Annotated in this window: 10 protein-coding genes; 7 read left to right on the forward strand and 3 right to left on the reverse strand. The window is 48.3% G+C overall.

Features of this window, described 5'->3' with window-relative positions; all coding sequences use genetic code 11:
• Positions 1-88: 88 nt before the first annotated feature.
• The gene (gene mqnC, locus IT233_00495) at positions 89-1213 is read left to right on the forward strand and encodes a dehypoxanthine futalosine cyclase (protein MCC7301097.1); all 1125 of its coding nucleotides are present in this window, start codon (positions 89-91) and stop codon (positions 1211-1213) included.
• Between the two features lie 22 nt (positions 1214-1235).
• Here mqnC and IT233_00500 read toward each other — a convergent pair whose 3' ends face one another.
• Positions 1236-1820: a thymidine kinase gene (locus tag IT233_00500; GenBank protein ID MCC7301098.1), complete on the reverse strand. Its 585-nt coding sequence runs from the start codon at positions 1818-1820 to the stop codon at positions 1236-1238.
• Between the two features lie 53 nt (positions 1821-1873).
• On the opposite strand from IT233_00500, the gene IT233_00505 reads away from it, so the two are divergent.
• The 5 genes from IT233_00505 (at position 1874) to IT233_00525 (ending at position 6305) form a co-directional block, all read left to right on the forward strand.
• Positions 1874-2341 (forward strand): hypothetical protein, encoded by a 468-nt coding sequence (locus tag IT233_00505; protein ID MCC7301099.1) that lies wholly within the window; start codon positions 1874-1876, stop codon positions 2339-2341.
• Positions 2292-3590 carry a M20/M25/M40 family metallo-hydrolase gene (locus IT233_00510; protein MCC7301100.1) on the forward strand — a complete coding sequence of 433 codons (1299 nt, stop codon included), beginning with the start codon at positions 2292-2294 and terminating at the stop codon, positions 3588-3590. The genes IT233_00505 and IT233_00510 overlap by 50 nt, the downstream gene beginning before the upstream one ends.
• Before the next feature lie 41 nt (positions 3591-3631).
• On the forward strand, positions 3632-4285 hold the full coding sequence (gene rsmI / locus IT233_00515) for a 16S rRNA (cytidine(1402)-2'-O)-methyltransferase (protein ID MCC7301101.1): 654 nt from the start codon (positions 3632-3634) through the stop codon (positions 4283-4285).
• Entirely contained in the window at positions 4266-5318 is a 1053-nt protein-coding gene (gene corA, locus IT233_00520; GenBank protein MCC7301102.1) for a magnesium/cobalt transporter CorA, read from the forward strand. The genes rsmI and corA overlap by 20 nt, the downstream gene beginning before the upstream one ends.
• Positions 5319-5408: 90 nt before the next feature.
• Positions 5409-6305, forward strand: a complete 897-nt coding sequence (locus IT233_00525; protein ID MCC7301103.1) for a toxin-antitoxin system YwqK family antitoxin — start codon at positions 5409-5411, stop codon at positions 6303-6305.
• A 55-nt stretch (positions 6306-6360) separates the two neighbouring features.
• On the opposite strand, the gene IT233_00530 is transcribed toward IT233_00525, so the two are convergent.
• Entirely contained in the window at positions 6361-8133 is a 1773-nt protein-coding gene (locus IT233_00530; GenBank protein MCC7301104.1) for an ABC transporter substrate-binding protein, read from the reverse strand.
• Positions 8134-8262: 129 nt separating this feature from the next.
• Positions 8263-9024, reverse strand: coding sequence for an exodeoxyribonuclease III (gene xth / locus IT233_00535; GenBank protein MCC7301105.1), 762 nt, complete (start codon positions 9022-9024; stop codon positions 8263-8265).
• 34 nt (positions 9025-9058) lie between these two features.
• Between xth and IT233_00540 the strand changes: the two genes are divergently transcribed.
• Entirely contained in the window at positions 9059-12604 is a 3546-nt protein-coding gene (locus tag IT233_00540) for a hypothetical protein (GenBank protein MCC7301106.1), read from the forward strand.
• Positions 12605-12611 lie beyond the last annotated feature (7 nt).

The following is a 12611-nucleotide window of genomic DNA, read 5'->3' on the forward strand; positions in this document are numbered from 1 at the left end:
GATCCTTCTTACCTGCACTGCTTACCTTTCTGATGGCTGTCATTTGTTCTTATCTTTGCGAAGGGTAAATGTAAGAAAAACGCCACAGATGAACACCACCCGGTTACTGCTTAAGGCCCTTGATGCTGAGTTTCTTAGCACGGAAGAAGGACTGTACCTGTTCGAGCATGCAGATACTGCTGAACTGATGTATGCGGGGAATGAACTGAGAAAAAAACTTAAGCCCGAAGGATTTGTGACCTGGCAGATTGACCGGAACGTAAATACCACAAATGTATGTGTGGCCAACTGCAAGTTTTGCAATTTTTACCGTATACCTGGGCATCCGGAAGCATACATTACGGATATCCCAACCTATGTAAAAAAGATCGAAGAAACCTTCCGATACGGTGGTGATCAGCTTTTACTGCAGGGTGGACATCATCCGGAACTGGGTCTTAGCTTTTACACCGGTCTTTTCCGGGAACTTAAAAAACGTTTTCCCAGGTTAAGACTGCATGCGCTGGGGCCCCCCGAGGTAGCACATATCTGCAAGCTGGAAAAAATGTCGCATACCGACGTGTTGAAAGCCCTGAAGGAAGCCGGTCTTGATTCCCTTCCCGGAGCAGGCGCAGAGATTCTTCACGACCGTGTACGCCGGCTGATCTCGCAGGGTAAATGCTCCGGCAGGGAGTGGCTGGATGTTATGCGTGCCGCTCACCGGCAACATATCACCACTTCCGCCACCATGATGTTCGGGCATGTAGAAACCTTGCAGGAACGCTTTGAACATCTTGTATGGATACGTGAAGTTCAAAGTGAAAAACCTCCGGGTTCCAAAGGCTTTCTTGCCTTTATTCCGTGGCCATTTCAGGACGACGGCACATTGCTGAAGAGGCATAAAGGTATCAGGAATAACGTGGGGGCCGACGAATACATCCGTATGATCGCCCTCAGCCGGTTGATGCTTCCCAATATCCATAATATACAAGCCAGCTGGTTAACTGTAGGAAAAGCAGTAGCGCAAATTTGCCTGCACGCCGGGGCGAACGATTTTGGCAGCATTATGATTGAAGAAAATGTTGTTTCTGCAGCCGGCGCACCGCATCGCTTTACCTCCTCTACGATCCAGAAAGCCATCCGGGAGGCAGGTTTTGTACCAAAACTCCGCAACCAGGAATATGAACTGAGGGAATTACCGAAGGAGATGGAGGAACAGGTGGTGAAGTATTAAATTTTTCAAAGGGGTCGTTCTCTTACCGCACACCGCTTTCCTGCTGAAAACAAGACCGGCACAAGGGCTCGTAATGGGTTTTTTCACCCAGCAACACCAATTCATTACCGGAAGCCAGCCGGTGAGAATGATTCGCCAGATTTCCGCAGCGCATACAAATCGCATGAACTTTGGTAACATATTCCGCGGTGGCCAGCAAACCAGGTAAAGGACCAAAAGGCTTACCAGTATAATCCATATCCAGCCCGGCCACTACTACCCTCTTCCCTGCCGCGGCCAGCCGGTTGCAAACAACCACTAACTCCTCATCGAAGAACTGGGCTTCATCAATTCCGACTACATCCACATCCAATGTCTGCAGTTGAACAGGAATCTCCCGGGCGTATTTCACCGGGGTGCTATGCAGCGCATTGGCATCATGCGAAACCACCTTCTTCTCGTGATAACGCTTGTCTACCTCCGGCTTGAATATTTCCACCTTTTGGCGGGCAATCTGTGCACGGCGCAGGCGGCGGATGAGTTCTTCCGTTTTACCGGAAAACATGGATCCGCAGATCACCTCGATCCACCCACCCTGTACTTTCCCTGAACCATGTTCCAGAAACATTGCTTAACTTTAAAGAACCGTAAATTTACAAAACACCTGCTGAATTCCTCCCCATGAACCCCGAAAATCTCCGTTCCCTCATTAACGAACTGCTAAATGAACTCGGCCAGTTGCGTGCCAACGGAGCACTGCAGGATGTACAGGTACTGCGGAAGAAGATCAGCGAACTGCATGACCAGCTCACGGTTCTGGAATACCTGCTCTCTTCATCCGGCAGCACAACGGTTCCGGATCCTGAATCTTCACCGGAGCTTAAAGGCAACCCGGCGGTGATTTCCAACGTCAATAAGAATGAATTGAAATCCCGTGTAGGACTCAACGACCGGTTCCGGTTCGTGAATGAGCTTTTCGGCGGCAGTTCTGATGAATTTAATGCAGCACTCAATCAGCTGGAATCCATGAAGCTTCCCGAGGAGGCAGAAGATTATTTAGACCGCTTGTCGGAGGTATATCACTGGGATAAAAAGGGTCATGCCTGTGAAGATTTCACACACCTGGTTCAGCAGTATTTTGGCAGGTAGCCTGCCGGTACTGCTTTACCTTTGCTGTTTTACAACTCTTGCTCAGGAACCTGATGCATTTCCGCTATCGTACGCACGAGGAATTGTAGACACCCTCAGCTCCCCATCCATGCACGGCAGGGGATACTATAAAAACGGTGACAAACTGGCTGCATCCTATATCGGTACGCAGTTCTCAGGCATGAAACTAAAGTGGTCGTACCAGGATGTTCCCGTTTCCATTGTCAGTTTCCCGAAAAAAATAAGCTGCAGTCTGGACCAAACGGATCTGGAGCCTGGAAAAGAATTCATCGCTGATGCGGGATGCCGGACCGTGAAAGGTACCTTTCCGGTGGAGAAAGTAGATAGCAGTATTGCACTTACCGTACAATCGGCTCAACAATTTATCTCCCGCGATCTTAGCGGAAAAGCCCTGCTGCTGCTGCATGAAAAAGTAAAAAACAAAGAACTGAAGGAACGGTTGATGGGCCTGGTACGGCTTTCGAACGCCTCCCTTATCATTTTCGCAGATGAACGCCTGACCCATTCCGTGGCGGTAAATCTTGAAGAAGTACCTGCTATTCACGTACTGCAAACCCTGATCCGTTACGATCTGGTGAACATCACCGTGAACATACGCAGCAAGGTGCTGAAAAACTATCCAGTACGCAATGTGATTGCACAGCTGGAGGGCAGGGTAAAAGACAGTTTCGTTGTTTACGCTGCGCATTATGATCATTTAGGAAGAATGGGGCCCGAAGTGTACTTCCCGGGCGCCAACGATAATGCCAGCGGTGTGGCTATGCTGATGTGCCTTGCACGCCATTACGCGAAAAATCCTCCGCACTATTCCATACTCTTTATAGCTTTCGGAGGCGAAGAGGCAGGTCTGGTGGGCTCCCGGTATTACACACAGCATCCCACCATTGATCTGGCAAAAGTGAAATTTATGATCAACTTCGATATTCTTGGTACCGGAGATGAAGGGATTACCGTTGTCAATGCTACACGGCATGAAACTGATTTCAAGCAATTACAGCTGATCAATGCTCAGCACAGTTTCCTGAAAGAAGTAAAACCGCGGGGGCCGGCCGCCAATAGTGATCACTACTGGTTTGCCGAGAAAGGAATACCGGCATTTTTCATTTATACACTGGGAGGAATCAAAGCGTATCATGATGTACATGACCGGAGGGAAACATTACCTTTAACAGAATTCAGCAATCTCTTTTTATTACTCTTATCGTTTCATAGCCACCTCGAACCGTGAAACTGTATCTTGTTCCCACCCCGGTCGGAAACCTGGAAGACATGACCCTCCGGGGTATCCGGATTCTGAAGGAATGCGACGGCATTCTGGCAGAGGACACACGTGTTACCGTAAATCTGCTGAAACATTTTGAGATCGGAACACCGATGACTTCCTTTCATGCTTTCAACGAACACCGCTCCCTGGATGCGATTATACAGCGCCTGCAGTCGGGGGAAGTACTGGCTATGGTCAGCGATGCAGGAACGCCCGGCATCTCGGATCCCGCCTTTTTACTCGTGAGAGAGTGCATACGGCGGAATATCCCCGTGGAATGTTTGCCCGGCGCCACTGCCTTTGTTCCCGCCCTGGTACAAAGCGGTCTCCCCTGCGACGAATTTATATTTGCAGGTTTTCTTCCGGTGAAGAAGGGAAGGAAAACCGCACTGGAAGAACTGGCACAGCAGTCGCGCACAGTGGTAGTATATGAATCTCCCCACCGCATTGTAAAAACTCTGACGGAACTGGTGCTTCATTTCGGAGAGGAACGGCAGGCTTGTGTATGCCGTGAATTATCCAAACTGCATGAAGAGGTCATCCGCGGGCCGCTCCGGGAACTGATCACACACTTCACGGATAAAACACCGAAAGGGGAGTTGGTTGTGCTGATTTCCGGAGTCGCTAAAAGAAAAAAAAATGCAGAGGAAAAAGAGTAAAACAGGATTTGACCCCGGAACACTGGTATACCGGGGAAAAGAACATCCTGAAGGAAAGGGCATCCATATCAGCCGCATGAGCTACAACAGCGAGGAGCTGGAGGAAAAGGCTTTTTCTCAGCTCAGCGACTGTCTGGAAGATTTGAAAAAAGGGAATATAACCTGGATCAATGTAGACGGGGTGCATAAAACCGAGGTGATAGAATCAGTAGGAGAAAAATTCAGGATTCATCCACTGACTCTTGAAGATATTGTAAATACCGAACAACGTCCGAAGTTTGAAGATTACGGCCACTATATTCTTTGCGTGTTGCACATGATGCACTACGAGCACCGGGTGGTGTCGGAGCAGCTGTCTATTTTAGTTTTCGAGAACCTGGTCATCACCTTTCAGGAGGCCGACGGAGGAGACGCCTTCGATTACATACGTACCCGGTTGCGTCAGAATAAAGGGAAAATACGCAAAATGGGATCAGATTATCTTGCCTACAGTCTTCTGGACGCTGTGGTGGATACCTATTTTACCATTCTGGAGAAAATAGGCGACCGGATTGAAGTGCTGGAAGAATCTCTTGTGGCCCAGCCCAAAGACATTACCCTGCATCAGCTTCACTCGCTGAAAAGAGAAATGATCTTTCTCCGTAAAGGGGTGTGGCCCTTACGGGAACTGTTGAACAATATGGAGCGGAGCGAGAGTGAACTGATCACAAAAACCACCGATTTGTACCTGCGTGATCTGTATGATCACACCATCCGTGTAATAGATACAGTGGAAACATACCGTGATCTGCTTTCAGGAATGATGGATATTTATCTCTCAAGCCTGAGCAATAAAATGAACCAGGTAATGAAGGTCCTGACCATTATTTCCACCCTGTTCATCCCCGTTACGTTTATCGCCGGAATCTACGGTATGAATTTCCGCTACATGCCGGAATTGGCATCTCCCAACGGATACTGGATAACATTGGTACTTATGGGAAGTATTATCGTAGGACTTCTCTTCTGGTTCCGTTATAAAAAATGGCTGTGACCCTCTGTCCCACCGCGAACCAGACCGTACCCTGACCATTAAGAGCCCGGTACGCACGATTTAATACCTTTGCCTGACAAATCTTTATCTATGAAAGCCTTGATGCTCCCTCTCCTGCTTTTCAGCGGACTCTCCGTGCCGGCACAGCGTGGTTTACCGGCTGATACAAATGTTATCGGCGCGGGTGGTAAAAAAACGGGGTTCTGGATAGAAAATTCCGGACTGAACCGGACACAGGGATGGTATGCCGACGGTCAGAAGCAGGGAAACTGGGTCAGCTATCATGCCGGTGGCACCCCCTCCCAGATTGAGTACTATGCGAACGGCCGCCGGAATGGTCTCGTGCTCACCATGGATATTCACGGGAAGATGACGCGTGAGGAGTATTTCACGAACGATACACTCGACGGTGTGTCTAAAACCTATCACGATAATATGCGTCTGAAGAGCGAGATCGGTTACAAAATGGGCCGTTTGCACGGTGTATACAAACTCTGTTACATTGATGGTACCATGCAGGAACATTCCTATTTTATCAACGGCAAGAAGGAAGGAAAAGCCAAGTGGTTCTATTCCACCGGACAAGTACTTACAGAGTACAACTATGTGAGCGGGAAGCTGGAGGGAATCCAGAAAACATTCTATAAAAGCGGAAAGGTGCAGAGTGAAATAAATGCTGTTAACAACGAATTTGACGGCATGTATAAAGAGTTTTATGAAAACGGTGCCGTGAAAGCAACTGTGCTGTACCTGAAAGGCAAAAAGCAGGGAGCATACAAGGAGGTAAGTGAAGATCAGAAAACGGTGTACCGGACCTGTACATACAAAGACGGGGAATACAACGGAGAGTACAAGGAATTCCATCCCACAGGCAAGCCGAAAGTTACCGGTAAATATGTGATGGGAAAGAAAGAGGGTGAATGGAAAGAATGGGATGAAGACGGCAAGCTCACCTCAAGAAAATATAAGAACGATATTGCACAATAAAAAAATCCCCCCTTTTTTCTAAGGAGGGATTTTTGTTTGTTTGAGGTGCAGGAGATTATTTCTTCCCCTTTTCGAACTTTCCTTTGATCTTTGGATCCACAAACACGCGGGTCATGTCGCGGTATTCCATGGCATTTGCGTCAAAGTTTTTAACCCAGTTCTGTACCAGGCGGTAATTCTCCTCGTAAAATATCGGCATGTATGCTGCCTCTTCCAAGGCAACCTGATCTGCCATCAGGTACAGATCGTAACGTCTTTTATCATCTACTTCTCTCATTGCTGCGCCGAACAGTGAATCGAATCGTGCGTTAAGAAAGCGCACGGAGTTAACAGAAGAACGCTCTTCAAGTTTGGCAGGAACATGGGTACCGTAAAGAATCGTCAGGAAGGTCTCAGGATCCGGATAATCTGCGATCCATCCCGTTCTCCAGAAATCTGTTTTCCCGGTTTCGAGTTTATCAAGGTGCTGGGCAAACGGCATCATATCAATCTCAACGTTGATGTTGAGCACTTCCTTGAGCTGGCTCTGAATCAGCTGCGCAGTAAGCACGTTACGGTCAGCACCGCCGGAATTGATCTGAAGAGTAACAGAAGGAAATCCCTTTCCGTTCGGAAAGCCGGCGTCAGCTAAAAGTTTTCTTGCCATATCAGGCTCAAACGAATAGCCCTTCAGTTTTTCAAACTCATATCCTTTATCAGAAAAATTATCCACCGGTGGCACCATTCCGTATTTTCCCGCAATGCCTTCGCCTTTGAGAATATTCCCGATGATCTTGTCTCGGTCTATAGCATAATTAAATGCCTGCCGCACTTTCTTGTTATTAAATACCTGACCCTGGTTCTGGAATCCGTAATACGTCAGCGACATGGCAGGCACCATCTGAAGCACAAACGGCGTGTTTCCGCCTTTGGCATCTTTGAATTCGCTGAGGATCTGTCCGTGCATTTCGGTGGGAATACGGAAAATCATATCCACCTCTCCCTGACGGAAGGCGAGCATTTCCTGCTTTTTCTCCTTGATGAAAGTAAATTTAACTCCGTCGAGGTATGGAAGCTGATTGCCGAATTCATCCGTTGCCCAGTAATTATTATTGCGCTCCAGAACCACCACATTTCCTTCTTCAATGGTTTTCACCCTGAACGGACCGGTGCCCACACATTTGGTACGCATGTTCTCCCCGTATTTATCCACGGCTTCCTTCGGAAACACCCAGCATCCGGGCATCGTAAGAATGTTATCGAATCCTGCAAAGGGAAAATTCAATGTGATCTGGAGGGTGTATGGGTCCAGCACTTTTACACCCGAAACACCCCCTGCCATGGGAGAGCCTTTTGCAGTGGACTCGAAATATTCATTGGCCCCCTGTACACGGTCTTTAAAGGTTACATAGAACTGCTGGTTGTTTGCTTTCGACTCACACAGTTTATCAAATGAATATTTGAAATCCTCTGCAGTAACCGCACGACCCTTCCCGTCAGGAAAACACTCGTCATCGTGAAAGGAGGCGTTCTGACGAAGGTAGAAAGTCCAAACGGTGGCATCCGCGTTCTTCTCCCACTTTTCAGCTAAGCCAGGAATTACCTTCAGATCAGCCTGGCTGAGCCTTACAAGACCCTCGTAAATCTGGTTGGCGATACGCTGGGAAGTGACCTCCGTAACATCCAAAGGATAAAGACTTCTGAAGTCTTCCACTTCATTCATCTTCAAAACATCTCCGTAAAAAACATTTCCCTTGGCGTCTTTTTTCTCACCGCCGGATCCTTCATCCGGACCGCAGGATGACAATGCCATGGCACCTGCCGCTAAAAGATAAATGAGTCGCTTCATAAGTTGTCGAAAATAGTTGGGCTAAACGTATGATTATTAGTAGAATGCAAACCTAATCATTTTTTGCAGAACGTCAACTATTTTAACGTGGAATTTTAGTGTTCATTCTATTGGTTTTCAGTGAATTGTCTATTTCAATTCCAGCAGAACCGGGCAATGATCCGAATGTTTAGCCTCCGGGAGGATAGCGGCCCGTTTAAGATTGCCTGAAAGACTTTCCGAGGCCATGTTGTAATCAATTCTCCATCCCAGATTTTTAGCCCTCGCATTGGCCCTGAAACTCCACCAGGTATACTGATGGGGCTCCGGATTAAAATGCCGGAAAGTATCAATGAAGCCGGATTGAATGAACTTGCTCATCCATGCTCTTTCCTCCGGAAGGAAACCGGAACTACTGGCATTTGAAACAGGATTGTGAATATCAATCGGGCGATGGCAAATGTTGTAATCTCCCCCGATGATAAGTTGCGGTCGCTTCTTCCGGAGCTTTTGAATATACTCATAGAAATCATCCAGGAACCGGTATTTGAAATCCTGACGCAGGTCTCCGGTTGTTCCGCTGGGGAAATACGTACTCATAATGGATAGTTCGCCAAGATCAATACGGATGAACCTGCCCTCGGCATCATATGCCTTCATGCCGGTACCGTACTCAACATGATCCGGCCGGTGACGTGTAAAAATGGCTGTGCCGCTGTATCCCTTCTTCTCTGCAGGATACCAGTACAATTCATATCCAAGTGCGGAAAAGGGTGACGAATCCACCACGTCCGGTGTAGCTTTGATCTCCTGCAGACAAAGCACATCCGCATCCGTTGCCTTCAGCCATTCAGCCAGACCTTTTCCCATGGCCGCCCTGATCCCGTTCACATTATAAGAGATGATCCTCATATTCTCAACAAATTAGGGATATTTACGTTTGGTAATGGTGCAAATTTATCATTCTGTCAGGAAATTCGTTCTCTGGAATTTCATTCTGCTTTCCGCCGGCAGCCTGAGTGCCCAGACGTTCTCTCTCCAGCGTGAAAAATTTATTTCAGTCACAGATTCCATAGAACTGGATTCACTTACCATCCTGCCTAACAGCCTTCGCTTGTACCGCCTGAACGGTGAATTGCTGGACAGCAACTGTTACCGACTGCTTCCGGACAATCGCTCCCTTCTGCTGCTCAAAACAGAGGGCTGCCTGTTGGATTCCGTATTCACCCTTCTCGCTGCCTATTCCTGCCTTCCCTACCGGCTGGACCGGCCCTGGCTTCACAAAGATCCGCTGCTGGTAAAAAAAGGGCAGCAGGTTATCAGCAATCCCTTCCTTTACAAACCGGCCACCGGTTTTTCGAACGATCTGTTCCAGATTGGATCACTGAATAAAGAAGGAAGCATCACACGCGGACTTAATTTCGGAAGTAATCAGGACGTGGTAGTGAACTCCTCCATGAACCTTCAGCTCTCCGGTAAACTTAGTGAGGATCTGGACCTGCTGTTATCCGCTACGGACGATAATATACCGGTGCAGGCCGACGGCACGACTGCGCAACTGCAAGAATTCGACAAGATCTTCATCCAGATCAGCGATAAGCGGCAAAAACTCATCGCCGGCGATTTTGAAATGAAACGCCCCCTCTCGTATTTTATGAATTACCACAAAAAGGCACAGGGGCTTTTTTATGAAACGCGCTGGAATGTGATGGATCGGCGGAAGAACGGAACAGAAAAAAACAAGGTCTTCGGAGGCGGTGCCGTGAGCAAAGGCAAATTTGCACGTAATGTATTCCAGGGCACGGAAGGAAACCAGGGGCCGTACCGCCTTCGCGGCAGTGAGAATGAACTGTTTATCATTATCCTGTCGGGCACAGAAACAGTTTATATAGACGGGGAACTCCTCAAGCGCGGAATGGAGAATGACTATGTAATTGATTACAATACGGCGGAGATTACGTTCACACCTCACCATGTAATCACCAAGGATAAAAGGATCACTGTCGAATTTCAGTATTCCGATAAACTGTACGCGCGTTCCGTGTTTACCGGAGGTTACGAATATGAATACAAATCGGGAAATTATAAGGAAAGGCATTACTTGTTTGCCTATTCGGAACAAGACGCTAAAAACAAACCCTTGCAGCAATCGCTTACAGAAGAAGATAAGCAGCTCATGAGTATTGTGGGAGACAGCATTCAGGATGCGTATATTCTTGCGGCAGACAGTGTGGCTTTCTCCAATAGCGAGGTGCTTTACGACCGCACGGATTCACTGGTGGGAACGTATACATTCCCCGGTGTGTATATTTATTCCACTGATCCCGATTCGGCACGCTTCCGCCTGAGTTTTTCCTATGTGGGACCCGGAAGAGGAAATTACGAGCCGCTGAATACTTCCGCCAACGGAAAAGTGTACCGCTGGCTGATTCCCGACACGGTAACCGGCTCGCTGCGCGGGTCCTATGAACCGGTATTGCTGCTGGTGAGCCCCAAGAAAAAACAAATGGTTACGGCAGGAACTGAGATCATTTTCGGGCCTCATAAACGTTTTATGGCCGAAGGCAGTTTTACGGTGAATGATATAAATCTGTTTTCCACCGCCGACAAACGGAACGACCAGGGATACGGAGGAAAGATGGAGATGGAGTTTCCGTTTTATTCTGTGAAAACGAGGGCCAGGCCAGGGAAAGGGTTTAGCGCAGGACTGAAGCTGGGGCTGAATTATGAATTTGTAAACCGGAACTTCGCACCGGTTGAACGATTCCGGGGTGTGGAATTTGATCGCGACTGGAACCGGACGGGGCTGGTGCAACTGGAAGATCTTCATTGGGCAGGGGCGCGCATAGCGGCTTTTTATAATGAACGGATACCCTTCTCGTATTCTTTCAGTGCCTTACTGGAAGGCAACAGGTACAGTGGAATGTTACATGAACTGCGAACCGATATCAGAAATTCAAAAACCCGTTTTCAGCTGCGATCATCCCAACTGAGCACCACAGCGGCTTCCGGCAATACAGGGTTTCGCCGGGTCACTGCAGATGTGTCGAGGCAGCTGGGGCCGCTGGTGCTGGGAAGCAAAGCCGCATTTGAAGAAAATATCCATAAGAATTCCGGGGATACCCTTTTGCCGCTAAGCTTCCGGTTTCTGGAATGGGAAGTATATAGTGGTTCAAGGGATTCGGCGAAGGTGAACTGGCGCCTGTCGTACAGGCACCGCACGGACGATGCGGCGGGAACCGAGAAACTGATGCGCACCACGGAGGCCGACAATTATTCCGGTACCATGCGATGGAAGAAGGGAACTATTCACGCGCTGGCTTTCACAGGTACCTTTCGCCGGTTGCGGATCATTGACAGTACACTTACGGCCATTAAGCCGGATGAATCCGTAACGGGAAGAGTAGAGTACGATCTCGTGTTGTGGAAGGGGGTACTCATTTCCGGAACTTTTTTTGAAGCCGGTGCCGGACTGGAACAGAAAAAAGAATTTGCCTTTCTTGAAGTTCCCGCGGGGCAGGGCATATACACCTGGATTGACCACAACGGAAACGGGATCAGGGAACTGAATGAATTTGAGATTGCGGCATTCCCGGACCAGGCAACGTTTATTAAAGTATTCATTCCCACACAGGATTATATCCGCACCTATTACAACCAGTTCGCGCAAAGCTTCACCCTTCGCCCGGCTGTTAGATGGAGAAAAGAGAAAGGATGGAAAAAGGGAATCAGCCGCTTTTCGAACCAGATCAGTTTTCACGGAGACCGGAAAAGCACCGAGACCGATCTGCTGATAGCCTATAATCCCTTTTTACAGGACGTTGAGGAAAATACCCTGCAAACACTGAATTCCAGGTTCAGGAACACGCTGTGGGTGAATCAGGGCTCACCGGACTGGGCGGCTGATGTTTCGTGGAATGATCAGCGGAACAAATCACTTCTCAGCAGCGGTTTCGATACTCGCGGCAATGCCTGGTATGAGAGTAATGTTCGTTGGAGTCTGAGAAAAAGATGGAGTGTGCAAGTACAGTATAAAGACGGGTACAAGAGTTTCCGCTCCGACTTTTTCCCGGGGAGAAATTACCATTACCATTATTATGAGACCCAGCCGCGTATCACCTACCAGCACGATGCATCGCTCCGGCTGCAACTAAGTTACCGGTATTCTGAAAAGATGAACGCAGCCGATCTGGGCGGGCACAGGGCCAAAATTCAGAATGCCGGTATTGAATTCAGGTACAATACACTTCAGAAGGGCAGTTTTACCGCGAAAGCGAATTTCATTTACATCCGTTACCGCGGAACGCCGAGCGGGTCGGTCAGTTTTGAGTTTCTGGAAGGCCTGAACAGCGGCAACAACATCACCTGGGGACTGAATTTTCAGCGTACGCTCTCGAACAATTTACAAATCAATTTGAGTTACGACGGCCGTTTGCCAGAGGGGTTAAGTGTTATTCACACCGGAGGCGCACAGGTGAGGGCGTATTTTTAGTAATTTC

The sequence above is a fragment of the Bacteroidia bacterium genome (assembly GCA_020852255.1).
Lineage (GTDB): Bacteria > Bacteroidota > Bacteroidia > JADZBD01 > JADZBD01 > JADZBD01.

Coding starts and splice junctions, on each gene's coding strand:
- mqnC (MCC7301097.1), top strand. CDS start 89: ATGAACACCACCCGGTTACTGCTTAAGGCCCTTGATGCTGAGTTTCTT.
- IT233_00500 (MCC7301098.1), bottom strand. CDS start 1,820: ATGTTTCTGGAACATGGTTCAGGGAAAGTACAGGGTGGGTGGATCGAG.
- IT233_00505 (MCC7301099.1), top strand. CDS start 1,874: ATGAACCCCGAAAATCTCCGTTCCCTCATTAACGAACTGCTAAATGAA.
- IT233_00510 (MCC7301100.1), top strand. CDS start 2,292: ATGCCTGTGAAGATTTCACACACCTGGTTCAGCAGTATTTTGGCAGGT.
- rsmI (MCC7301101.1), top strand. CDS start 3,632: ATGACCCTCCGGGGTATCCGGATTCTGAAGGAATGCGACGGCATTCTG.
- corA (MCC7301102.1), top strand. CDS start 4,266: ATGCAGAGGAAAAAGAGTAAAACAGGATTTGACCCCGGAACACTGGTA.
- IT233_00525 (MCC7301103.1), top strand. CDS start 5,409: ATGAAAGCCTTGATGCTCCCTCTCCTGCTTTTCAGCGGACTCTCCGTG.
- IT233_00530 (MCC7301104.1), bottom strand. CDS start 8,133: ATGAAGCGACTCATTTATCTTTTAGCGGCAGGTGCCATGGCATTGTCA.
- xth (MCC7301105.1), bottom strand. CDS start 9,024: ATGAGGATCATCTCTTATAATGTGAACGGGATCAGGGCGGCCATGGGA.
- IT233_00540 (MCC7301106.1), top strand. CDS start 9,059: ATGGTGCAAATTTATCATTCTGTCAGGAAATTCGTTCTCTGGAATTTC.